Consider the following 23,261-nt stretch of genomic DNA (forward strand, 5'->3'; position numbering starts at 1 on the left):
CTAGTCGACCGACTTGACGAGTTCGTCGATGGCGTACGGCAGGGAGAGCAGGGTGCCCTGCGAGATGGCCGCGCCGACGGCGGGGCCCTCGCTGTCCAGCAGGTAGGACACCTTGTCCTTCTTCACCGCGTCGAGGTTGGTGAACAGCTTGGACTTCTTCAGGGCCTTGGTGTCCGCGGCGTCGTTGATGACGAAGATGCGGTCGGTGTTGACCAGGTCGATGCGCTCGGGGGAGAGCACGGTGAAGAACTTGCCGTCCGCGACCTTGTCGACCTTGGTCGTGTACCGGAAGCCCATGCCGGAGAGCAGGCGTCCGCGGACGTCGGTGGAGGTGAAGGGCGCCACGGAGTCCTTGTACCAGGACAGCGCGACCGCGGAGTCCTTGGCGAACTCGGGGTGCGCCTTCTTCGTCGCGGCGAGCTTGTCCTCGATGCCCTTGACCAGTTCCTGGCCCTTCTTCTCCTGGCCGAGGGCCTTGGCGATGTGCACCGCGTTGTCCTGCCAGGGGGCGCTGAACAGCTCCTTCTCGCCCTTGGTGCGGCCCACCGTCGGGGCGATCTCGGAGAGCTTGTCGTAGGCCGCCTTGTCGATCTCCGAGTACACCGCGATGATCAGGTCGGGGCGCAGGGCGGCGATCTTCTCGTAGTTGGGCCCGGAGTCACCGTTCTTCATGATGACCTCGGGGCGGGAGTCGCCCCACTTGTCCTTCACCCACGGCCACTGCGTGTTGATGTCGGGCTTCTTGCCCTCCGGGTTCGGGTACTGGTCGGTCATGCCGACCGGCTTGGTGCCGAGCGCCAGGACGGCCTGGTCGTCGGTGTACCCGACGGTGACGACCCGCTGGGGGGCCTTCTCTATCTTCGTGGACCCGAACGCGTGCTCCACGGTCACGGGGAACGTTCCGGCCGCGGCGGCCGGGGCCTTGTCGCCGCCCTTGTCCGCCTCGTCCTTGTCCGAACCGCATCCCGTGAGGAGACCGACGCCCAGGGCCGCGGCGGACACGACCGTCGCCACTCGCCGCCAGGGCCTCATCCGAGTCGTTCCATGGAGGTGCATCCGACATCCCTTGCTTTCACGCTGTCCGCTGCGCCCCGGTCTCAGGGCAGCCAAACCTTATCCTGCAAATTGAGGTAAGCCTAGCCTTACCCTCAATACGACGACGTCAAGAGGTGCTGGGCGGAGGTCACTTGTTCGACGGCGGCGAGGTCGCCCGTCCGCCACAGCACCGCCCGGCACAGCACCGCTCTGCGGGGCACGGCCCGACAGGGCACCGGCTCAGTCGGCCAGGACGTGGGTCCGGCCGATCGGCACGATGAGCGGGCGGTCGCCCACCGGGTCGTCGATCACCTTGGCGCGCAAGCCGAAGGCCTCGTACAGCAGATCGGCGGTGATGACGTCGCGCGGATGCCCCTGCGCCAGGACCGTCCCGTCCTTCATCACGATGAGGTTGTCGCTGTAGCGCGTCGCGAGGTTGAGGTCGTGCAGCACCATCACCACGGCGCACCCCGACTCGTGCAGGTCGTCCACCAGGTCGAGCACGTCGACGGCGTGGGCCAGGTCGAGGTAGGTGGTGGGCTCGTCGAGGAGCAGCAGGTCGGTGCCCTGGGCCAGGGTCATGGAGATCCACACGCGCTGGCGCTGACCGCCGGAGAGGGCGTCCACGGGCCGGTCGGCGAGGTCGGAGACGCCGGTCATGGCCAGGGCCCGCTCCACCACGGCGGCGTCGTCCGACGACCACTGGCGCAGCCAACTCTGGTGCGGGTGGCGGCCCCTGGCGACCAGGTCGGCGACGGTGAGGCCCTCCGGGGCGACGGGCGCCTGCGGCAGCAGGCCCATCTTCTTCGCCACGTCCTTGGTCTTCAGCTTGGCGATGTCGTCGCCGTCGAGCACGACCGAGCCCCTGGTCGGCTTGAGCAGGCGGGCGAGGGTGCGCAACAGGGTCGACTTGCCGCAGCCGTTGGGGCCGATGATCGTGGTGATCACGCCGGGCGGTATCGCCACGTCGAGGCCGTCGATGACGGTCCGGGCGCCGTAGCCGACGGTGACGCCCCTGGCGGCGAGCCGCGAGGCCTCATCGACCTTCGACTCGGTCTCGGTGATGTACTGAGCGACCACAGGCCCCCCTCGTTCCATGCATTTATTTAGGTTTGCCTCACCTTTGTACCAGCTATTTCAGATTGGCCCGCACCAGGAGGTAGATGAGGAAGGGGCCGCCGAACGCGGCGGTGACCACGCCGACCGGCAGTGTCACCGACAGGGCCGTCCGCGCGACGAGGTCGGAGCCGATGAGCAGCAGCGCGCCCACCAGGCCCGAGGCGACCATCGGCGGGGTGGGGCAGCGCGCCAGGCGCATCGCCACCTGCGGGGCGACCAGCGCGACGAACGGCACCGGGCCCGCCGCGCTCACCGCGAACGCGGCCAGCAGCACGGCGCACAGGAGCAGCACGGCGCGCACGCGGGTGTAGCGCACGCCCAGGCCCGCGGCGACCTCGTCCCCGAAGTGCAGGGGCTTGAACTGGAAGGCGACGCCCGCCACGACGACCAGGACGGCGAGGGTGCCCCACAGCGCGAGCCACACCTCGTCCCACGAGCGGTTGTCCAGGGAGCCCACCAGCCATGCCTGGGCGCGGGCCACGTCCTTGATGTCGGCGGTGGTCAGCAGCCAGGTGGTGAGCGCCTCCATGACGGCGCTCACGGAGATGCCGATCAGGATGAGCCGGAAGCCGTCGATCCCCCGCCGCCAGGCCAGGAAGTAGACGAGCAGGCCCGTGCAGAGGCCGCCGACGAGGGCCGCGGTGGACAGGCCGAGGGTGCCCGCGACCGCCGCGCTCGCCCCGCCGGAGACCGTCACCAGGAACACCGACACGGCGCTGGCGCCGCCGGTGATGCCCAGGATGTCGGGGCTGGCCAGCGGGTTGCGCGCGACGGACTGAGTGATGGCGCCGGACACGCCGAGCGCGACGCCCACGACGAGCCCGGCCAGGGCCCGGGGCATCCGCAGGTCCATGATGACGAACTCGTCGACGCGCTCGCCCTGTCCGAAGAGGGTGGCGATCACCTGGGGCAGCCCGATGGGGAGGTCGCCCGTGCTGATGGACAGGCAGAACACCAGGAAGGTCGCCGCCGCGAGCAGCAGCGTCACGAGCACCAGCCACGGCCGCCAGACGAACGACACGCTGCCGAGCCGCACGCCCGGCGCCACCGTCGGCTTCACTTCTGTCCCGTTCATGCGCTCTCGAACTCTCCGCCGCTGTGGGGCTCTTCGCCGCTCGTGGACTCTCCGCCGCCGTGGGGGTCTTCGCCGCTCGTGGACTCTTCGCCGCCGTGGGGCTCTCCGCGCCGCCGCGTCATGCGTTCTTGAACTTTCCGCGCCACACCAGGACCGCGAAGAACGGGGCGCCGACGAGGGAGACCACGACTCCGGCGTCCAGCTCGCCCGGCCGCACCACCAGTCGGCCCAGGATGTCGCAGACCAGCAGCACGACCGCGCCGAGCAGACCCGCGTAGGGCACCAGCCAGCGGTAGTCGGGGCCGGTCAGGTGGCGGGCGACGTGGGCGACCATGAGGCCGAGGAAGGCGATGGGGCCGCAGGCCGCCGTGGCCGCGCCCGCGAGGAGCGTGATGGCGGCGATGCCGACGGTCCGGCTCAGCGCGATGTTCACGCCGAGGCCGCGGGCCACGTCGTCGCCCAGGTTGAGCAGGTTGACGGCGGGCAGCGTGACCGCGGCGAGCACCAGGCCGACGGAGACGAATCCGGCGATCGGCCAGATGACGTCGAACTTGACCCCGGCGACGGAGCCGGAGTTCCAGAACCGGAAGGCGTTCAGGGCGGCCTGGTCCGACAGTGCGACCGCCGTGGCCATCGCCGTGAGGAACACCGTGAGGCCCTGCCCGGCCAGGGCGAGCGTCAGCGGGTTCCCGGCCCCGCGCCCGATGGACGCGAGCCCGAACACCACGACACCGGCGACCGCCGCCCCCACGAACGCGAACCACACGTACTGGAAGGGGTTGGAGAGCCCGAACAGGGTGACCGCCGACACGACGGCGAACGACGCGCCCGCGTTCACGCCCAACAGGCCCGTGTCCGCGATGGGGTTGCGCGTGTACCCCTGGATGAGGGCGCCGCCGACTCCGAGGGCGATGCCCGCCACGATCGCGAGCACCGTGCGGGGGACGCGCACCGTCTGCACGATGAGCCTGATCTCGTTGAGCCGCTGGTCGGCCTCGGGTCCGGCGAACAGTCCGTGCCACACCTCGGAGGGGGTCAACGCCCGTGCGCCGACGGCCAGGGAGGCGATCGCCGCGACCGTGAGGACCACCAGCAGCAGGCCGAGCCCCGTGACCCGCCGTCGGCGAACCTCCGTGCCCACGGGCGCGGGCCGCGCCAGTTCAGTCGTGCTCATGTCGAAGTACGTTATCCCTCTGATCCATGGGGGACGCTCGGGCCCTCTGGGCGCGCTGACGGAACGCCACACAATGGAGTTTAGGTGAGCCTAAGTTAAACGGGCACAGGTGTCGACGGACAAATCGGACTACTTGGAGCGACTACCTGCCAGCGGTGACGCCCAGGGTGCACATTGATTACTAAGGGAAGCCTTGCTTTACTGACGACGATCAATCCCTGCCCTGAGGAGGAACCCCATGCGGGTCGTCATGTTCGGCTATCAGACCTGGGGGCACCGGACCCTTCAGGCCCTCCTGGATTCCGAGCACGACGTGGTCCTGGTCGTGACGCACCCCAAGAGCGACCACGCCTACGAGAAGATCTGGAGCGACTCGGTCGCCGACCTGGCCGAACAGCACGACGTCCCGGTGCTGATCCGCAACCGCCCCGACGACGACGAGCTGTTCGAGGCCCTCAAGGCAGCGGACCCGGACATCATCGTCGCCAACAACTGGCGCACCTGGATCCCCCCGCGCATCTTCGGCCTGCCGCGCCACGGCACGCTGAACGTCCACGACTCGCTGCTGCCGAAGTACGCCGGGTTCTCCCCGATCATCTGGGCCCTCATCAACGGCGAGTCCGAGGTGGGCGTCACCGCGCACATGATGAACGACGAGCTGGACGCCGGTGACATCGTCCGGCAGGAGGCGGTCCCGATCGGGCCGAAGGACACCGCGACCGACCTGTTCCACAAGACGGTGGATCTCATCGCCCCGGTGACCGTCGCCGCCCTGGACCGCATCGCCGCCGGGGACACGGACTTCACCCCGCAGGACCGCTCCCAGGCGAGCTTCTTCCACAAGCGGTCCGAGGACGACATCCGCATCGACTGGACCTGGCCCGCCGAGGACCTGGAGCGCCTGGTGCGCGCCCAGTCCGAGCCGTACCCGAGCGCCTTCACCTTCCACAAGGGCAAGCGCCTCGAAGTCCTCGCGGCGGACGTCTCCAAGGGCCGCTACGGCGGCACGCCCGGCCGCATCTTCTACCGCGAGGGCGACGGCGTCGTGATCGTCGCCGGAGCGGACGCCCGCACCGGCCGCAACCACGGCCTCGCCATCACGCGCGTACGCACCGAGGACGGCCGTGAGCTGACCGCGAACGAGTACTTCACGTCGATGGGCGGCTACCTCACCAGCCGCCCCTGACACCAGCGCCCCGAAAGGGGCGCGGGGAACTGCGCGCTCAGCCACGGACACAGCCGCAGACGCGCCTGCTGGGTGACCACGCAGACGCGTCTGCGGCTTTTCTTGGGCTGGTCGCGCAGTTCCCCGCGCCCCTTAGGGGGCGCACCGGAAGTTACGGAGTCATCTCGTACGCCCCGGCCAGCGCAGCGACCCGCTCCCACACCCGCGCGGAGCGGGCCCCGTCAACGACGGGGCGCCGCACGGCGGCAAGGGCCCAGCCCTGCTGGGCCCGGGTCGCGGAGTCCTTGCCGTGCAGCTCGACCGCGTGCGCGGAGAAGTCCCGTACGAGGACCGCGAACAGCTCGTCGAGGACGTCCGTGTCCAGGCCGGTCAGACGGGCCTGCTCCAGGATCAGCTGCCCGTGCACCACCAGAGCGAAGAGCTGGCCGACGGCCAGGAGCAGGTCCAGGTCGCGGCTCTGCGCCTCGTCGGGGGCGGCCGTGGTGACGAACTCGCAGAGCGCGTCGGCCTGTTCGCGGAAGCGGGCGACGTTGGGCACCTCGGCGTACGCGTCGTAGGCGGCGCGCCAGTCGTGGAAGCGGATGGCGCCGAGGCCGCGGGCCGGGCCCTGCCGGAACAGGAAGGCGTCGTCGGCCGCGTCCAGGCGGGTCGGCACGGGCGGGTACTCGGCCGGGGCGAGCAGGTGGTTGCCCATGAACTTCAGGATCAGGGCGAGGTTGACGTGGACCGTGCCCTCCAGCTTGGGCAGGCCGCGGATCTCGGTGGCGGCCTGCGCGAAGTAGGTGTCCTTCTCGAAGCCCTTGGCCGCGATCACGTCCCACATCAGGTCGATGACCTTCTCGCCCTCCGTGGTCACCTTCATCTTCGTCATCGGGTTGAAGAGCAGATAGCGGCGGTCGTCGGGGCCCGCGGAGCGGAAGTAGTCCACGGCGCGGTCGCTGAACAGCTTCATCCCGACGAGCCGGACGTAGGCGTCGGTCAGCTCCCGGCGCACGTGCGGGAAGGCGGTGACGGGGCGGCCGTAGAGAACGCGGTGGTGGGCGTGCGTGACGGCCTCGTACATCGCGTGCTCGCAGATGCCGATCGAGGCGGTGCACAGGTTGAACTTGCCCACGTTGACGGTGTTGAGGGCGGCGTCGAAGGCGGCGCGGCCGGTGTGCAGCACGTCCTCGGCGCGCACCGGGTAGTCCTCCAGGCGGAACTCGCTGACGTACTTCGAGGAGTCGACGACGTTCTTCACCAGGTGGTACGCCTCGTGGCGGCTGTCGGCGGCGAAGAAGACGTAGCCGTCGGGGCCCTCGACGTCGGTGCGGCGGCCGAAGACGGAGACGAGCCCGGCGGCGTTGCCGTTGCCGATGTAGTACTTGGAGCCGGTGGCGCGGAAGCCGCCCCGGCCGTCGGGCTCCAGGAGCATGTCGGTGGAGTAGATGTCGGCGCCGTGCGTCTTCTCGGACAGGCCGAAGGCGAACACCTCGCCCTGGTCGAGGAGTTCGGCGGCGCGGGCGCGGGCGGCGGCGTTGTCGCTCTGCCAGACCGGGCCGAGGCCGAGGATGGTGACCTGCCACGCGTACCAGTAGTCGAGGCCGTAGAAGCCGAAGATCTCATTCAGCGCGGCGATCCGGGCGGTGTCCCAGCGCTTGTCCTCGTGCCCGTCGGCGGCCGCGGCCGGGGTGAGGAAGGTCGCGAACAGCCCTTCCTTGGCGGAGAACTCCAGGAACTCCGCCAGCCAGGCGCGCGAGCGGTAGTCCTCGATCAGCTTGCGCTTGCCGCGCGCCTCGAACCAGTCGACCGTGGCGCGCAGCAGCCTGCGGGTTTCGGGGTCGAAGTGGCTCGGGTCGTAGGTGTGGGGGTGGAAGAGGAGGGGGTCGGCCATGGGGATTCGCCTTTCCTGCGCGGGACGTGGGGATGGTGGGACCAGGGGAAGGGTCGGCGCCCGGGGCCGGGGGCGTCAGCCCTCGGCGCCGAGGCGGCGGAGCGTGGCGAGCACGTCGTCGAGCCAGTCGAGCGTCATGCGCTCGTACGCGATGCCGCCGCGCAGCACGGCGTGCTGGAGCTGCTGCCCGGTGTCGAGCGCCGCGGGGGCCTCGGGGCCGGTGAAGTCGCGGCGCTCCCCCGCCAGGTAGTGCGCGAGGCGCGCCGCGTGGGCCGCGCGGTGCCGCTCCACCTCGTCGATCAGCGCGGCCGGGTCGTCGAAGGCCGCGCCGCGGATCTTCACGGCCAGCTCGTGCCGGACGCTCTCCGGTTCGATCGGCTCGTGCAGCCAGGCGGAGAGGGCGTCGCGGCCGGAAGCGGCCACGGAGTACTCCTTCTTGTCCGGCCGGTCCCGCTGCGCCACCTCGCGCACCTCGACCCACCCGGCGCTCTCCATGCGCTTGAGGACGCGGTAGATCTGCTGGTGCGTGGCGGCCCAGAAGTACCCGATGGACCGGTCGAAGCGCCGGGCCAGCTCATAGCCGGAGCCCGGCCGCTCAAGGAGGGAGACGAGGATCGCGTGCTCAAGCGCCATGCCCGCATCGTTCTATGCAACTCGTTGCATAGACAAGTGCCGCCGCCCAGGTGAGACGCGGCTCACCTGGGCCTACGAGGCTGCTCGCGACGGGAGAAGGGGGCCGCGGCGGGTTCAGTCGTCCGCGAAGCGGTCCCGCAGTTCCCGCTTGAGGATCTTCCCGCTGGCGTTGCGCGGCAGGGCGTCCACGAAGACCACCCGCTTGGGTGCCTTGAAGGCGGCCAGCCGCTCGCGGGTGTGGGCGACGAGGTCGGCCTCGGTGACCTCGCCCGCGGGGACGACGACGGCGGTCACCGCCTCGATCCAGCGGGCGTCGGGCAGCCCGATCACCGCGGCCTCGGCGACCGCGGGGTGCTCGTACAGGGCGTCCTCCACCTGCCGCGAGGCCACGAGCACTCCCCCGGAGTTGATGACGTCCTTCACCCGGTCGACGACCGTGAAGTAGCCCTCGGCGTCGCGCACCACGAGGTCACCGGAGTGGAACCAGCCGCCGCGGAACGCCTCGGCGGTCTCCTCGGGCTTGTCCCAGTAGCCCGAGCACAGCTGCGGCGAGCGGTAGACGACTTCACCCGGGGTGCCGTCGGGCACCTCGGTGCCGGACGCGTCGACGACCCGCGCCTCGACGAACAGCACGGGCCGCCCGCACGACTCCAGGCGCCCCTCGTGCTCGTCCGGCCCGAGGACGGTGGCGAGCGGGCCGATCTCGCTCTGCCCGAAGCAGTTGTAGAAGGCGAGCCCCGGCAGGCGCGACCGCAGCCGCTCCAGGACCGGCACGGGCATGATCGACGCGCCGTAGTAGGCCTTGCGCAGGGCGCTCAGGTCGCGGGTGGCGAACTCGGGGTGCTGCGCCAGGCCGATCCACACGGTGGGCGGCGCGAAGAGGCTGTCCGCGCGCCCCGCCTCCACCAGGTCGAAGATGTGTACGGCGTCGGGCGCGTCCAGGATCGTGTTCTCGGCGCCCACCGCCAGGTACGGCAGCAGGAACACATGCGTCTGCGCCGAGTGGTAGAGCGGCAGCGAGTGCACCGGCCGGTCGGTCCCCCGCAGGTCCAGGGCGTGCAGCGCGCTCATGTACGCGTGCACCAGGGCGCGGTGCGTCATCATCGCGCCCTTGGGCAGGGCCGTGGTGCCGGAGGTGTACAGGAGCTGGGCGAGGTCCTCCCCGCCGGGCGCCTCACCGTCGTACGCGGCCGTGGCGGGCAGGCGGGCGAGGAGCGAGTCGGCGGCGTCGCGCAGCGGCAGCGTCCGCACGCCGTCCGGCAGGCGGTCCGCGAGGCCGGGGTCGGCGAGGACGAGCGTACTGCCGGACTGCCGGACGAGGTACGCCAGGTCGTCGCCGGTGAGGTTCTGGTTGACGGGGACGTGCACCAGGCCCGCGCGGGCGCAGGCGAGGAAGGCGATGACGTAGGCGTCCGAGTTGTGGCCGTAGGCGGCGACGCGGTCGCCCCGGGCGGGCCCGGCCTCGCGCAGCACGCGGGCCGCGCGGGACACCGCGTCGTCCAGCTCGGCGTACGTCCACGCCCGGTCGCCGTACCGCAGCGCCGTGCGGTCCGGGGTGCGGCGCGCGCTGCGCCGCAGGATCGCGTCGACCGTGTCGCCGTGTGCACCCGTCGTCATGGCGTGATCCTCCGGGCCGCTCCGCCCGCGGTCAAGACGCGTGCCGCCGCCGGGCCGCGTGCGGCGCGCACGGCGCGTTCCAGCCATCGTGCCCGCGCCGCCGTCCGACGTGCCCGGACAGGCGGCATACCGGTTGGTACGCTCCAACAACCCCTCATCTCGCACCACTTGGGAGGCATCGTGCGCTTCCACACCAGACCCCTCATGACGCTGGGCGCGGCCCTCGTGACCGCGGCGGCACTGCTGCCGCCCGCCCAGGCGGCCGCACCCCGCGGCGACGCCCACCCGTCGGGCGGCGGCCTGTCCGCCACCATCCGCTACACCGAGTACGGCATCCCCCACATCCGCGCCGACAGCTACGCCGACCTGGGCTTCGGCACCGGCTGGGCGCAGGCCGCCGACCAGGTCTGCGTCCTCGCGGAGAGCTATCTCACCGTGCGCGGCGAGCGTTCGCGCCATTTCGGCCCCGACGGCGATCCCGGCGGCCAGCTGTCGTCGGCGCGCACGAACCTCGCGAGCGACCAGTACTTCCGCGGGGTCCGGGCCGCGGGCACCGTCGAGCGGTTACTGAAGCAGCCCGCGCCCCAGGGCCCGAGCCGCGCGGCCAGGGAGCTGATGCGCGGCTTCGCCGCGGGCTACAACGCCTGGCTGCGGCAGCACCGCGTCACGGACCCGGCGTGCGCGGGCGCCGCCTGGGTGCGGCCGGTCACCGCCCTCGACCAGGCCCGGCTCGGGTTCGCGATCGCCGTGCTCGGCGGTCAGGGGCGGGCCGTCGACGGCATCACCGCCGCGCGGCCCCCCGGCGCCACGGGCGCGCCCGAAGCCCCCGGCACGCGCCGCACGGCCGAGGCGGTCCGCCGCGCGTTCTCCCCCGCCGACGCCGACATGGGCTCCAACGCGGTGGCCTTCAGCGGCGCGACCACCGCGGGCGGCCGGGGCCTGCTGCTCGGCAACCCGCACTACCCCTGGCACGGCGGCCGCCGCTTCTGGCAGGCGCAGCAGACCATCCCCGGCGAGCTGAACGTCGCGGGCGGCACCCTGATCGGCATGCCGAGCGTCAGCATCGGCTTCAACGGCCGGGTGGCGTGGAGCCACACGGTCGCCACGGGCGTCCCCTTCACGCTGCACCAGCTGACCCTGGACCCGGCCGACCCCACCGCGTACGTCGTCGACGGCAGGCGCGAGCGGATGACGCGGCGCACGGTGACCGTGCCGGTCAAGGACGGACCGCCGGTGACCCGCACCCAGTGGTGGACCCGCTACGGCCCGGTCGTCTCCGCGCTCGGCCCCGACCTCGCCCTGCCCTGGACGGCGAGGACCGCGTACGCCCTGAACGACCCCAACGCGGCCAACCTGCGCGGCAGCGACACCGCCCTCGGCTTCGCCGCGTCCCGCTCCGTCGGGGACGTCCAGCGGGCGCTGCGCCGCACCCAGGGCCTGCCGTGGGTCAACACCGTCGCCGCCGACCGGAACGGCCACTCGCTGCTCACCCAGTCGCAGGTCCTGCCGCGCGTCACCGACGGCCTCGCCGCGCGCTGCTCCACGGCGCTCGGCAAGCTCACCTACCCGGCGTCGGGCGTCGCCGTCCTGGACGGCGCGCGCCGCTCCTGCGCGCTCGGCTCCGACAAGGACGCCGTGCAGCCGGGCGTCTTCGGCCCGTCGCGCGCGCCGACACTGCGGGACGCCCCGTACGCGGAGAACTCCAACGACAGCGCCTGGCTGTCCAACGCCGACCGGCCCCTCACCGGGTACGAGCGGATCTTCGGCACCGTCGGCACGCAGCGCTCCGCGCGCACCCGCGGCGCCATCGAGGACGTCGCCGCGATGGCCGAGCGCGGCGGCCTGACCGTCCGGGACCTCCAGCGGCAGCAGTTCGCCAACCGCGCGCCCGCCGGTGACCTCGCGGCGGCCGACGCCGCGCGGGCCTGCGCCGCGCTCCCCTCCCAAACGGCGACGACCAGCGACGGCAAGGCCGTCGACGTACGCGAGGCCTGCGCGGTGCTCAAGTCCTGGGACCGCACGATGAACCCGCACAGCCGGGGCGCGCTGTTCTTCGACCGCTTCTGGCGCGCGCTCACGGCGAAGGTGCCGGACGCGCGCCGGTGGAAGGTGCCGTTCTCCGCGTCCGACCCGGTGCGCACCCCGCACACGCTCAACACGGACGACCCCGGCTTCGCCACCGCGCTCGCCGACGCGGTCGCCGAGCTGAGGGCGGCGGGCGTCCCGCTCGACGCCCGGCTCGGCGACCACCAGTACGCCGTCCGGGGCGGCGAGCGGCTGCCCGTCCACGGCGGGACGGAGTCCCTGGGCGTCTGGAACAAGATCGACGGGCAGTGGGACCCGCGGAGCGGCGCCTATACGGAGATCCGGCACGGCACCAGCCACCTCCAGGCCGTCGGCTGGGACGCCTCCGCCTGCCCCCGGGCCCGCACCCTCCTGTCCTACTCCCAGTCCTCCGACCCCACGTCCCCGCACTCCAGCGACCAGACCCGGCTGTACGCCGCCAAGCGCTGGGTGACGTGGCGGTTCTGCGAGAAGGACATCCGCGAGGCGCCGGACATGAGGACGGTCTCGGTGCGCGAGCGCTGACCGGCCCGGCACACCCGTGAGGGGGCTTCGCCCGCTGACGCGCCCCCCTCACGGGCGTGCGCCGCCCCGAACGCGACACCATCCGCGCGGCCGGGCGCACGGACCGGAATGGCGGGGCCCACCGGGGTAACCCGCGCCCGTATGACAGAGGGAGACGAGAAGGACCGAGGGCGCACCACGGCACCGGACCCCGCGCGGGGCACGGACGGGGCACCAGACAGGGACGGGGCGCACGGCACGGGCGGCGCGCACGGCACGGGCGGGGAGAAGGCGCCGCCGGATCCCGGCCCGGGGCCCGAGGTGGAGGCGGCGGCCCCCGACGAGCCGGGCCAGTTGCCCGCCCGCTCCTGGTGGGCGGTGCTGCGCCGCACCGTCTCGGAGTTCATGGACGACGACCTGCCCGACCGTGCCGCGGCCCTCACCTACTACGGGGTGCTGTCGCTGTTCCCGGCGCTGCTCGTCCTCGTGTCCGTGCTCGGCGTGATCGGCGAGTCGGCCACCCGTACCGTCCTGGACAACCTGGAGAAGCTGGCGCCGGGGCCCGTGCGCGACCTGCTGACCGACGCGGTCAGGCAGTTGCAGGACAGGGGCGGCGCCAGCAGTGTGGTGGCCCTGCTCGGCCTGGCGGCGGCACTGTGGTCCGCTTCGGGGTACGTGGCCGCGTTCATCCGCGCGGCCAACGCCGTCTACGACATGGCGGAGGGCCGCCCCGTCTGGAAGCTGACGCCGCTGCGCATCGGCCTCACCGTGGTGCTGCTGGTGCTGCTCGCGGCCAGCGCGCTCATCGTGGTGTTCACCGGGCCGCTGGCCGAGCGCGCCGGTGACGCCCTCGGCGCGGGCGACGCGGCGGTCACCGCGTGGTCCGTGCTGAAGTGGCCGGTCCTGTTCGCCCTGGTGGTGCTGATGATCGCGCTGCTGTACTGGCGGGCGCCCAACGCCCGTACGGCGGGCTTCCGCTGGCTCAGCCCGGGCAGCGCCCTCGCCGTCTTCCTGTGGCTGGTCGCCTCCGCCGGTTTCGCGCTGTACGCGGCCAACTTCGGCTCGTACAACAAGACGTACGGCACGCTGGCGGGCGTCGTCGTCTTCCTGGTCTGGCTGTGGCTGACCAACCTGGCGGTGCTGCTCGGCCTGGAGTTCGACGCCGAACTGGCCCGGCAGCGGGCGATCAGCGGGGGCCTGCCGGAGACGCGCGAGCCATACGTGGAACCACGCGACACCCGCAAGTGGCCCCGGAAGAAGCCCAGTTGACCCACCGTTCCGGGAAGCGCGGCCCCGGACCGCTCCCCGTACCGGCCCGCGCGGGGATACCGTGCTGCGGTGAACGGACCCCGCCCTCTGCTGTTCCTCGACGTCGACGGCCCCCTCATCCCCTTCGGCGGGGCCGCGGCTCCCGTGTCGCCGGACGACGAGGGGAACCCGCTGCTGGCCCGGGTCGACCCCGCTCACGGTCCGCGTCTTGCGGCGCTGCCGTGCGAGCTGGTGTGGGCCACCACCTGGATGGACGACGCCAACGCCTGCGTGGCGCCGCGCCTGGGCCTGGGGCCGCTGCCCGTCGTGAGCTGGCCGGGTGCCGAAGGCGGCGGTGAGGGTGTTCAGGAGGGGGTGGGCGGGGTGCACTGGAAGACGCGGGGTCTGTGCGCGTGGGCGGCGGGGCGGCCCTTCGCCTGGGTCGACGACGAGATCACCGACGCCGACCGCGCGTGGGTCGCCGACCACTACGCGGCGCCCGCGCTGGCGCACCGCGTCGACCCGCGGCGGGGACTGACGGACGCGGACTTCGTCGCGCTCGACGCGTGGCTGCGCGCCCGGTGACCGTACGGCGGAGCGAGGAGGACGGACATGGACACGGTCCGCGAACCAGCGGCGCTCGCCGGGCTCGACGGCGTCCGCGGGGAACTCACCGCGCTCTACCGCGACCTGCACGCCCACCCGGAACCGGCCTTCGCGGAGCACCGCACCGCGGCCGAGATCGCGCGCCGCGCCGAGCGGTACGGGTACCAGGTGACGAGGGGGGTCGGCGGCACGGGCGTCGTGGCCGTCCTCGCCCACGGGCCGGGCCCGACCGTGCTGCTGCGGGCCGACTGCGACGCGCTGCCGGTCACCGAGCGGACCGGGCTGCCCTACGCGTCGCGCACCGAAGGCGTCATGCACGCCTGCGGTCACGACATGCACGTGACGTGTCTGCTGGGCGCGTTAAGGCTGCTGGCCGACGCGCGGGCCACGTGGCGCGGGCGCCTCGTCGCCGTGTTCCAGCCCGCGGAGGAGACCGGGCGCGGCGCGCGGGCGATGGTCGACGACGGGCTGTTCGAGCGCTTCGGCAGGCCCGACGTGGTCCTCGGGCAGCACGTGGCGCCGTTCGCGGCGGACACCGTCGCCTGCCATGCGGGCCCGGCGTTCGCGGCGTCCGACTCCTGGCGGGTCGTCATGTACGGCAGGGGCGGGCATGGTTCGCGGCCCGAGACGTCCGTCGACGCGGTGGTGATGGCCGCGGCGACGGTGATGCGGCTCCAGACGGTCGTGTCCCGGGAGGTGCCGGGCGGCGAGACGGCGGTGGTCACGGTCGGCGCGCTGCGCGCGGGCGACGCGGCGAACGTCATCCCGGACCGGGCCGAGCTGCGGCTGAGCATCCGTACGTACGACGAGGGCGTACGGGCCCGGGTGCACGCCGCGGTGAAGCGGATCGTGCGCGGCGAGGCCCTGGTCGCCGGGGCGGACCGGGAGCCGGAGTTCACGGTGCTCGACGCCTTCCCGGCCGTGGAGAACGACGCGGCGGCGGTGGCGCGCACCATGGGCGCGATCGCCGCGGTGCTCGGCGCGGACAAGGTGATCGACCCCGGGCCGGTGACCGGGAGCGAGGACGTCGGCGCCTTCGGCACGGCGTCCGGAGCGCCCCTGTGCTACTGGCTGTTCGGCGGCTGCGACCCCGGCCGGTACGCCGCCGCGGCGGCCGCGGGGACCATCGACCAGGACGTCCCGTCCAACCACTCCCCCATTTCGCCCCCGTCCCGGAGCCGACGCTCACCACCGGCGTGACGGCGCTGACGGCGGCGGCCCTGGAGTGGCTGGCCGCCGCCGGGTGAAGCGGGCCGCGCCCCGGAGTCACGCCGCTTCGGGCGCCCTTCGCGCGAACGGCGGCGCGTGCTCGGGCCGTACGCCCACGCCGCCCAGGTACGCCGTCACCGTGCGCAGCGGCGGCACCTTCTGGAGGAGCCTGAACGGCGGCGGCAGCCGGTCGCCCCGGAGGGTTCCGGCCAGGGCGGGGCCCACCAGCATGTCGTGCTCGCCCTGCTGGGACTTCTGTGTCACCGCCATGGGCAGCCAGCGCCGCTTCTGCACCCGCCGCAGGTCGGCGACGGTGAGGGTGCCGCGCCGCAGCGGGGCCGCGAGGATGCGGGCCGCGGCGACGGCGTCCTGGACCGCGAGGTTGACGCCGACACCGCCGACCGGCGACATGATGTGCGCGGCATCCCCGATGCAGAGCAGCCCGTCGGCGTACCAGCGGCGCAACCGGCCCATGGTGACCTCCAGGAGCTTCACGTCGTCCCAGGAGCGGATCTCACCGGTCGCGTCCCGGTCCCAGCCGAGCAGGTCCCCGAGGCGGTCGCGGAACCAGTCGACGCCGTGGGCGCGCAGCGCGGCGTCCGCGCCCTTCGCGATGAGGTAGGAGGTCTGGTAGTAGTCGCCGCGGTCCATGGTGGCGGCGACCTGGCCGTCGCGGACGCTGAGGAACACCCGCCCGCTCTTCAGCTCGTCGCGCGGCGCGGGCACCCGCACCTGCCAGACGTCCATGGGCACGTCGACGTAGTCGGGCCGCAGCCCGGCCGCGTCCCGCACCAGCGAGTCCCGCCCGTCGCAGGCGACCACGAGGTCCGCGTCCAGCTCGCCCGCGCCGCCGTCGTCGGACGTGTAGGTGACGCCGGTGACCCGGCCCGCCGCGTCCCTGCGCAGTCCCGTCACCGCCGTGCGCATCCGCAGGCTGAAGTGCGGCTCCTTGGCGGCGGCGGTGGCCAGCAGGTCGAGGAAGTCCCACTGCGGGACCATGGCGATGTACTTGTGGCGGCCGGGGATGCGGCGGAAGTCGCCCGCGACGACCGTGCTGCCGTCGATGTGCATCCGCATCTCGTGCAGCCTGCGCGCCGGAAGCCGGGCGAACCGCTCGCCCAGGCCCAGTTCGTCGAGCAGCCGCAGCGTCGACGGGTGCACGGTGTCCCCGCGGAAGTCCCGCAGGAAGTCCCCGTGCTTCTCCAGGACGGTCACGTCCACCCCGCCGCGGGCCAGCAGCAGACCGAGCATCATCCCCGCGGGTCCGCCCCCCACGACACAGCACGTCGTGCGCTCCATGGTTCACGTCCTCCCTCGTCGTGTACGAGCGTCGTACGCGAGCACTCTAACCGATCGGTCAGCAGTCTGACCGATCGGTCAGCAGTCTGACCGATCGGTTAGCCGAGGGCGGCGGGGCCCACGCGGCGGTCGCGGCCAAGAAATCTGACGCTGTATCAGAAAGTGTCTTCCGTCGGCCGGGCCGCTGCGGCATCCTGCGCGCATGCAGACCGAGCTGAGCAGCCGCCTCGGCGCCGAGTACGCCGTGTTCGGCTTCACGCCGTTCCCCGCCGTCGCCGCCGCGATCAGCAGGGCGGGGGGCTTCGGGGTGCTGGGCGCGGTGCGGTACACGGCGCCCGGCGACCTCGCGCGCGACCTCGACTGGGTGCAGGAGCACGCCGACGGGCGCCCCTACGGCCTGGACGTGGTGATGCCCGCCAAGAAGGTCGAAGGGGTCACGGAGGCCGACGTGGAGGCGATGATCCCCGAGCGCCACCGGCAGTTCGTCAAGGACGTCCTCGCCCGGTTCGGCGTGCCCGAGCTGGCCGACGGGGAGGCGTCCGGCTGGCGCATCACCGGCTGGATGGAGGAGGTCGCCCGCGGGCAGCTCGACGTCGCCTTCGACTACCCGATCAAGCTGCTCGCCAACGCGCTCGGCTCACCGCCCGCCGACGTCGTCGCCCGCGCCCACGACCACGGCGTCCTCGTCGCCGCCCTGGCGGGCAGCGCCCGGCACGCCCGCAAGCACGCCGCCGCGGGCATCGACGTCGTCGTCGCGCAGGGCTACGAGGCGGGCGGCCACACCGGTGAGATCGCCTCGATGGTGCTCACGCCCGACGTCGTCGACGCCGTCGCGCCGCTGCCGGTGCTCGCCGCCGGAGGCATCGGCAGCGGGCGGCAGATCGCGGCGGCGCTCGCGCTCGGCGCCCAGGGCGTCTGGCTGGGCTCCCTGTGGCTGACCACCACGGAGGCCGAGCTGCGCTCGCGCGCCCTCACCGAGAAGCTGCTCGCCGCGGAGTCCGGCGACACGGTGCGCTCCCGCGCCCTGACGGGGAAGCCCGCACGGCAGCTGCGCACCGCGTGGACCGACGCCTGGGACGACCCGGCGGGCCCGGGGCCGCTGCCCATGCCGCTCCAGGGGCTGCTCGTCGCCGACGCCGTGTCCCGCATCCAGAAGTACGAGGTGGAGCCGCTGCTCGGCACGCCCGTCGGGCAGATCGTCGGCCGGATGACCGGCGAACGCGGCGTCCAGGCCGTCTTCGACGACCTGACCCGGGGCTTCGAGCGGGCCGTGGAGCGCCTGCACCGCATCGCCGAGCGGGGCGGGTGACGCCGTACGGCGCACCGCACGGATCACGCGCCGCCGCACCGGGCGGCGCCCCCTGGATGCCACGCGACGCCACGCCACCGAGGAGGCAGCCCCATGAGCACCCCACCCAACGGCTTCTGGGCCCAGGCCGACGCCGACCCGGACCGCGTCGTCCTCACCGCGCCGGACGGGTCCCGCTGGACCGCGGGGCGGCTGCACGCCGCCGCCAACCAGCTGGTGCACGGGCTGCGCGCCGCGGGCCTGCGGCGCGGCGACGCCTTCGCCGCCGTCCTGCCCAACGGCGTGGAACTCCTCACCGCCTATCTGGCCGCCACGCAGGCGGGCCTGTACCTCGTCCCCGTCAACCACCACCTGGTCGGCCCGGAGGTCGCCTGGATCGTCTCCGACTCCGGCGCCAAAGCGCTCATCGCGCACGAGCGGTTCGCCGACGCCGCCGTCGCCGCGGCCGACGAGGCGGGGCTCCCGGCCACGCACCGCTACGCCGTCGGCGAGGTCCCCGGCTTCCGCCCCTACCCCGAACTCCTCGCCGGGCAGCGCGAGTCGGCGCCCGACGACCGCACCCTCGGCTGGGTCATGAACTACACCTCCGGCACCACCGGCAGGCCCCGCGGCATCCGTCGCCCGCTGCCCGGCAGACTCCCGGAGGAGTCCCACCTCGGCGGCTTCCTCGGCTTCTTCGGCATCAGGCCGTTCGACGGGAACGTGCACCTGGTGTGCTCGCCGCTGTACCACACGGCGGTCCTCCAGTTCGCGGGCGCGGCCCTGCACATCGGCCATCCCCTGGTCGTCATGGACAAGTGGACGCCCCGCGACATGCTGCGCCTGATCGAGGCCCACCGGTGCACGCACACCCACATGGTGCCGACCCAGTTCCACCGGCTGCTCGCGCTGCCCGAGGAGGTGCGGGCGGCGTACGACGTGTCGTCGATGCGGCACGCCATCCACGGGGCGGCGCCCTGCCCGGAGCAGGTGAAGCGGGCGATGATCGAGTGGTGGGGCGAGTGCGTCGAGGAGTACTACGCGGCCAGCGAGGGCGGCGGCGCCTTCGCCACCGCACGGGAGTGGCTCAAGCGGCCCGGCACGGTCGGCAGGGCCTGGCCCATCAGCGAACTCGCCGTCTTCGACGACGACGGCAACCGGCTGCCGCCCGGGGAACTCGGCACCGTCCACATGAAGATGACCACCGGCGGATTCTCGTACCACAAGGACGCGTCGAAGACCCGCGACAACCGCATCGGTGACTTCTTCACCGTCGGCGACCTGGGCTATCTGGACGAGGACGGCTACCTCTACCTGCGCGACCGCAAGATCGACCTGATCATCTCCGGCGGGGTCAACATCTACCCGGCCGAGATCGAGTCCGTGCTGCTCGCCCACCCCGCCGTCGCCGACGCCGCCGCGTTCGGCGTCCCGCACGACGACTGGGGCGAGGAGGTCAAGGCCGTCGTGGAGGCCGCCGACGGGCACACACCGGGCGACGCCCTCGCCGCGGACCTGCTGCGCCACTGCGCGCGGCACCTCGCGGGCTACAAGCGGCCCAGGAGCGTGGACTTCGTCGCGGCCTTGCCGCGCGACCCCAACGGCAAGCTCTACAAGCGACGGCTGCGCGAGCCGTACTGGGAGGGCAGGGAGCGCCCCGTGTGACGCTCAGACACCGGCGCGGTCCCACACCGCGTGGTCGTGGGCGAAGCACACCCGCCGCGCGTCGGCGACCCGCTCCAGCCACTCCGGGTACGACGGCAGCGGCGGGCCGACGCCGTCGCGCTCCGCCCGCAGGGCGAGCTGGTCCGCGGCGAACTGGGACGCGGTGTCGCGCGCCTGCCCCGCGAGCACCACCTCACCGTCGCCGCGGTCGACGACCAGGGACTGGTGCCCGGCCGTGTGCCCGGGCGTCGGCACGACCCGCACCCCCGGCCAGACCTCCGCCTCGCCGCTCAGCTCCTCGTACACCGCACCGGGGAAGTCCACCAACTGCCGGGCGGTGTAGCCCGGTTCGCGGGCGGCGGCGAGTTCGGTCCGCTGGACGAGGATGGGGGTACCGGCGAAGTGCGGGTTGCCCCGCAGTGGTCGAAGTGCAGATGGCAGTTGACGACGAGGGAGACGTCGGCGAGGCTCGCCCCGGCGGCGGCCAGGGCCTCGGGCAGCGATCGCCGCCGGGGCCGGTAGTGCGCCTCCGTCTCGGCGCCCGCGTCCCCGATGCCGGTGTCGAACAGCAGGTACCCCCGCGCGTGCCGCACCAGATAGGCCAGCGCGGGCTCCACCCGGGGCTCCGGTCCTCCGGTCTCCCCCGCGGGCCGCACGAAGTATCCCAGGTCGAGTCGGCGTATCGCCACGGTCGTCGCCATGGGGAGATCGTCGCAAGCGGAGCGGCGCGAGGCGACGGGTTTACGCGACGGGCGAAGCGAGGAGTACCGGGAGCCCGGCCGGAACGGCACCCCTCGCACACCGCTCTCATGAACCCCCATGGGCTCCCATGGACGCTCATGAACGCGGCGGCGCCCAGGCCGTCTTCGGTGCCTGGACGCCGCCGCGCCCTGTCACAGGGCCGGGTTCAGCAGTTGTCCAGGTAGGCCGTGTGGATCCACACTCCGGTGGCGCCGCCCCACAGGTCACCCATGACCCAGTTGCCCTGGTGGCCGCGGTAGTTGAGGTTCTGCCCCCGGTTGACCTGTCCGAGGACCGGGTACTCCGGGCCTGGTCCGCCCCGGTAGTTGACTCCATTGTCGTTGACCGTGCACACGTGGGCGAAGGACTGGTGCGCGGCGGGCGCTCCGGTCGTCTTCGACGGGACGGCGGCGGCCGACGCCGTGGCGGCGGACACCGCCGTCAGGCCGATGATCGCCGCCGCGGCCACTGCTGCGGCACGTTTGGCCATGTCAGCTCCTTGGTTCGGGGAATGGGCTGGCAGTGGCACTCTGCCGCACGGCTTCACCGCGGCACGTGACGCCGTCCCCCTTGGAGGTGGCCGACGCCCGGCAATCCACCCGTGGGGCGGATCTCCCGCCGCCGTCGCTCCGCCGCCGGTCAGTGGCGGCTCTGCCACCACAGCACCAGCGCGGACAGTGCCGCGCTCCCCGAGGAGTACGCGGCGCCCCTCGCGGCGTGCGCCAGGAGGCCCCTGGCTCTGCGGGTCCATGCGGCACGTCGTGGTAAGCGGTTGGCGTCCGTAGACTCACTCATGGGAGTACCCCTCGTCGATTCGGGTGGGATTCCCGGCGTTGGGCCCTCACCGCGCCGCAGGTCGCGAGCCAGGAGGCGCAGTGGGAGCTCTTTCGCCGCCCGGGAAGGAACACTGGGGCCGCGTGCGCGAAGAGCGGTGCGCTCTCGGCCGCGGCCGGTCCGGCACCGCTGCGCGAACAGCGCGCTTCGGGCTTCCGCCCGTGTGCGCGGCCCCGTGGTGACGTCCTGACCAGGCTACCGCTCCGACCTGGGGTTCCGTCATGAGCCGTATGTGTACAAACGGGCGCGGCGAAGTTTGACAGTCTGGACAGCCGCGCCGAACGGGCCCCGGGGGCGGGAGGCTTCGAGCGTGCGGCAGGCCCCGGCGCGGTGCGCTGAGGCCTGCCGGGTGAGGGACGCGGGGGCTCAACTCCCGTCGTCCGCCTCCCACTCCTCAGGTCCGCCGCCGCGCCAGTCGATCAGCGGTGACACGGCGATCTCCACGGGGTCGACGTCCAGGCCCGCCCGGCGGAGGAACTCGGCGACGTCCGCCAGGTCGTGGGCGAGGCCGACGGGCTGGCCGCGTACCTCCACGCGGCGGCCGCCCGTCGGGGACGGGCGGTGCACGACGATGGGTGGTCCCTGTGCTGCTGTCATGCCTCCAGCGTGCGCCCGCCGCCGGTGCCGCGCAGGTCGGCACGCCGGGGGTCGGTCCGCGCGAGCAGCGCGGCCAGTTCCCTGACCAGCTCGGCGGCGACGATGGCCTGGCCCGATGCGTTGAAGTGGATGCGGTCGGCGCTCAGCAGGTTCGGCCGGGTATTGAGGGGGTGGTCCCAGAAGTCGACCAGGACGGCGTCGTGGGTGCGGGCCAGCTCCCTGATGAGGGCGTTCAGAGCCCGTATCCGGTCGCCCCAGTCGGGGACCGAGGGGACCGCGAAGGCCCTGCCGAAGGCGAAGGTGGTGAGCCGCGCGCCGGTCGCGGCGGCGCGCTCGTACACGAGCCGCAGGGTCTTCTCCAGGAGGGCGAAGTCGAGCTTGCGCCGGAACAGGTCGTTGGCGCCGCACGACACGTGCAGCAGGTCCGGCCGGAACGCGGCGACCGCGTCGAGCTGGTCGGCGAGCGTCTGCTCGGCCGTCGCCCCGACCACCCCCGTGTTGTGGTACGCGAGGTCGGGCCGGACGCGGCGCAGGACGTCGGCGAGGCGGTCGGGCCAGCCCAGGGACGCGTAGCCGGGGCTGGGGTCGCCGACCCCCGCGGAGAGGCTGTCGCCGAGGGCGGCGAAGCGGCGCCAGGGCGCCGCGGCGAGGAGTTCGGCGGCGCGGGCGGGCGGCAGGCAGAGCGGGTCGGTCTCCTCGGTCAGAGGAGAGGGCGGGTCGGTCTCCTCGGTCAGAGGGGAGGGATCGGCGGGGGCGGCGGGGTCGTGCGCTGTCGTGGTCACAAAGTGACCGTACGATCGTTCGTACTTCTCTGCAAGGCATGGGAGGATGGCCGCATGAGTGAGCCAGCAGCACCCCCGCCCCCGAACCCGACGCGCGCCCCGGGCGGGGCGACGACCGACCGGCGCCTGCTGCGCGGTGCCCGCACGCGGCGGACGATCGCCCGGCACGCCGCCGACGTGGCCTCCCTGGAGGGGCTCAACGGACTCAGCATCGGGCGGCTCGCCACCGACCTCGGCCTGAGCAAGAGCGGTGTCGCCACGCTCTTCGGGTCCAAGGAGAAGCTTCAACTCGCCGCGGTCGAGGCGGCCCGGGACGCGTTCGTGGACGCGGTGGTGCGGCCGGTGGCGGGCACACCGCACGGCGCCGCGCGCCTGCGGGCGCTCCTGGAGAGCTGGATCGGGTACGCGACGGCGCCGCTGTTCACCGGCGGCTGCTTCTGGGCGGCGAACCGCCCCGACTTCGACAGCCGCCCGGGGCCGGTGCACGACGCCCTGTTCGGCCACCACCAGGAGTGGCTGGCGCTGCTGGCGCGGGAGCTGCGGCACGCCGTCGACACCGGGGAGATCGCCGCGCTCGACACCGATCTCGCCGCGTTCCAGATCGACGCGGTGCTCACGGCCGCGAACATCGCGCTGCGCCTCGGCGACACGGGCGCGGTGGACAAGGCGCGCCGGGTGGTGGAGGGCCTGCTCACGCCGCCGGGCTGATCAG

The 23,261-nt window shown here is 73.1% G+C and carries 19 protein-coding genes and 2 pseudogenes; 8 read left to right on the top strand and 13 right to left on the bottom strand.

Features of this window, described 5'->3' with window-relative positions:
• The 4 genes from ACOBQU_RS03630 to ACOBQU_RS03645 form a co-directional block, all read right to left on the bottom strand.
• Entirely contained in the window at positions 1 to 1,056 is a 1,056-nt protein-coding gene (locus ACOBQU_RS03630; protein WP_423624447.1) for an iron-siderophore ABC transporter substrate-binding protein, read from the bottom strand.
• A 219-nt stretch (positions 1,057 to 1,275) separates the two neighbouring features.
• Positions 1,276 to 2,115, bottom strand: coding sequence for an ABC transporter ATP-binding protein (locus tag ACOBQU_RS03635; RefSeq protein WP_423624448.1), 840 nt, complete (start codon positions 2,113 to 2,115; stop codon positions 1,276 to 1,278).
• Positions 2,116 to 2,167: 52 nt separating this feature from the next.
• Complete coding sequence (locus ACOBQU_RS03640; RefSeq protein ID WP_423624449.1) at positions 2,168 to 3,229, bottom strand: FecCD family ABC transporter permease; 1,062 nt, start codon at positions 3,227 to 3,229, stop codon at positions 2,168 to 2,170.
• Between the two features lie 118 nt (positions 3,230 to 3,347).
• On the bottom strand, positions 3,348 to 4,403 hold the full coding sequence (locus ACOBQU_RS03645; protein WP_423624450.1) for a FecCD family ABC transporter permease: 1,056 nt from the start codon (positions 4,401 to 4,403) through the stop codon (positions 3,348 to 3,350).
• Between the two features lie 238 nt (positions 4,404 to 4,641).
• Here ACOBQU_RS03645 and ACOBQU_RS03650 point away from each other — a divergent pair, with 238 nt between their 5' ends.
• The gene (locus ACOBQU_RS03650) at positions 4,642 to 5,589 is read left to right on the top strand and encodes a methionyl-tRNA formyltransferase (protein ID WP_423624451.1); all 948 of its coding nucleotides are present in this window, start codon (positions 4,642 to 4,644) and stop codon (positions 5,587 to 5,589) included.
• A 151-nt stretch (positions 5,590 to 5,740) separates the two neighbouring features.
• Here ACOBQU_RS03650 and ACOBQU_RS03655 read toward each other — a convergent pair whose 3' ends face one another.
• The 3 genes from ACOBQU_RS03655 to ACOBQU_RS03665 all read right to left on the bottom strand — a co-directional run bounded on the left by ACOBQU_RS03655 (position 5,741) and on the right by ACOBQU_RS03665 (position 9,712).
• On the bottom strand, positions 5,741 to 7,462 hold the full coding sequence (locus tag ACOBQU_RS03655) for an acyl-CoA dehydrogenase family protein (protein ID WP_423624452.1): 1,722 nt from the start codon (positions 7,460 to 7,462) through the stop codon (positions 5,741 to 5,743).
• 75 nt (positions 7,463 to 7,537) lie between these two features.
• Entirely contained in the window at positions 7,538 to 8,095 is a 558-nt protein-coding gene (locus tag ACOBQU_RS03660; protein ID WP_423624453.1) for a PadR family transcriptional regulator, read from the bottom strand.
• 114 nt (positions 8,096 to 8,209) lie between these two features.
• The gene (locus ACOBQU_RS03665; protein ID WP_423624454.1) at positions 8,210 to 9,712 is read right to left on the bottom strand and encodes an acyl-CoA synthetase; all 1,503 of its coding nucleotides are present in this window, start codon (positions 9,710 to 9,712) and stop codon (positions 8,210 to 8,212) included.
• Positions 9,713 to 9,916: 204 nt separating this feature from the next.
• Here ACOBQU_RS03665 and ACOBQU_RS03670 point away from each other — a divergent pair, with 204 nt between their 5' ends.
• The 4 genes and pseudogenes from ACOBQU_RS03670 to ACOBQU_RS03685 all read left to right on the top strand — a co-directional run bounded on the left by ACOBQU_RS03670 (position 9,917) and on the right by ACOBQU_RS03685 (position 15,381).
• Positions 9,917 to 12,301: a penicillin acylase family protein gene (locus tag ACOBQU_RS03670; protein ID WP_423624455.1), complete on the top strand. Its 2,385-nt coding sequence runs from the start codon at positions 9,917 to 9,919 to the stop codon at positions 12,299 to 12,301.
• Between the two features lie 141 nt (positions 12,302 to 12,442).
• Complete coding sequence (locus tag ACOBQU_RS03675) at positions 12,443 to 13,549, top strand: YihY/virulence factor BrkB family protein (protein ID WP_423624456.1); 1,107 nt, start codon at positions 12,443 to 12,445, stop codon at positions 13,547 to 13,549.
• Between the two features lie 69 nt (positions 13,550 to 13,618).
• Positions 13,619 to 14,113: an HAD domain-containing protein gene (locus ACOBQU_RS03680; protein WP_423624457.1), complete on the top strand. Its 495-nt coding sequence runs from the start codon at positions 13,619 to 13,621 to the stop codon at positions 14,111 to 14,113.
• A 27-nt stretch (positions 14,114 to 14,140) separates the two neighbouring features.
• Positions 14,141 to 15,381 (top strand): annotated as a pseudogene (locus tag ACOBQU_RS03685) (amidohydrolase).
• A 19-nt stretch (positions 15,382 to 15,400) separates the two neighbouring features.
• Here the strand turns inward: ACOBQU_RS03685 and ACOBQU_RS03690 are convergent.
• The gene (locus ACOBQU_RS03690) at positions 15,401 to 16,642 is read right to left on the bottom strand and encodes an FAD-dependent oxidoreductase (RefSeq protein WP_423624458.1); all 1,242 of its coding nucleotides are present in this window, start codon (positions 16,640 to 16,642) and stop codon (positions 15,401 to 15,403) included.
• Between the two features lie 202 nt (positions 16,643 to 16,844).
• Between ACOBQU_RS03690 and ACOBQU_RS03695 the strand changes: the two genes are divergently transcribed.
• Both ACOBQU_RS03695 and ACOBQU_RS03700 read left to right on the top strand, forming a co-directional pair.
• Positions 16,845 to 17,951, top strand: coding sequence for a nitronate monooxygenase (locus ACOBQU_RS03695; RefSeq protein WP_423624459.1), 1,107 nt, complete (start codon positions 16,845 to 16,847; stop codon positions 17,949 to 17,951).
• 93 nt (positions 17,952 to 18,044) lie between these two features.
• On the top strand, positions 18,045 to 19,595 hold the full coding sequence (locus ACOBQU_RS03700; protein ID WP_423624460.1) for an acyl-CoA synthetase: 1,551 nt from the start codon (positions 18,045 to 18,047) through the stop codon (positions 19,593 to 19,595).
• A gap of 3 nt (positions 19,596 to 19,598) precedes the next feature.
• Here the strand turns inward: ACOBQU_RS03700 and ACOBQU_RS03705 are convergent.
• The 5 genes and pseudogenes from ACOBQU_RS03705 to ACOBQU_RS03725 form a co-directional block, all read right to left on the bottom strand.
• Positions 19,599 to 20,296, bottom strand: a pseudogene (locus tag ACOBQU_RS03705) (MBL fold metallo-hydrolase).
• Positions 20,297 to 20,502: 206 nt separating this feature from the next.
• Entirely contained in the window at positions 20,503 to 20,826 is a 324-nt protein-coding gene (locus tag ACOBQU_RS03710) for an SH3 domain-containing protein (protein ID WP_423624461.1), read from the bottom strand.
• A 149-nt stretch (positions 20,827 to 20,975) separates the two neighbouring features.
• Complete coding sequence (locus ACOBQU_RS03715; RefSeq protein ID WP_423624462.1) at positions 20,976 to 21,131, bottom strand: hypothetical protein; 156 nt, start codon at positions 21,129 to 21,131, stop codon at positions 20,976 to 20,978.
• A 405-nt stretch (positions 21,132 to 21,536) separates the two neighbouring features.
• On the bottom strand, positions 21,537 to 21,767 hold the full coding sequence (locus tag ACOBQU_RS03720; RefSeq protein WP_423624463.1) for a hypothetical protein: 231 nt from the start codon (positions 21,765 to 21,767) through the stop codon (positions 21,537 to 21,539).
• Positions 21,764 to 22,549, bottom strand: a complete 786-nt coding sequence (locus ACOBQU_RS03725) for an SGNH/GDSL hydrolase family protein (protein WP_423624464.1) — start codon at positions 22,547 to 22,549, stop codon at positions 21,764 to 21,766. Before ACOBQU_RS03725 ends, ACOBQU_RS03720 begins: the two co-directional genes overlap by 4 nt.
• A 54-nt stretch (positions 22,550 to 22,603) precedes the next feature.
• Between ACOBQU_RS03725 and ACOBQU_RS03730 the strand changes: the two genes are divergently transcribed.
• Positions 22,604 to 23,257, top strand: a complete 654-nt coding sequence (locus tag ACOBQU_RS03730; RefSeq protein WP_423624465.1) for a TetR/AcrR family transcriptional regulator — start codon at positions 22,604 to 22,606, stop codon at positions 23,255 to 23,257.
• Positions 23,258 to 23,261: the final 4 nt, after the last annotated feature.

It is taken from the genome of Streptomyces sp. G45 (assembly GCF_049542095.1).
Lineage (GTDB): Bacteria > Actinomycetota > Actinomycetes > Streptomycetales > Streptomycetaceae > Streptomyces.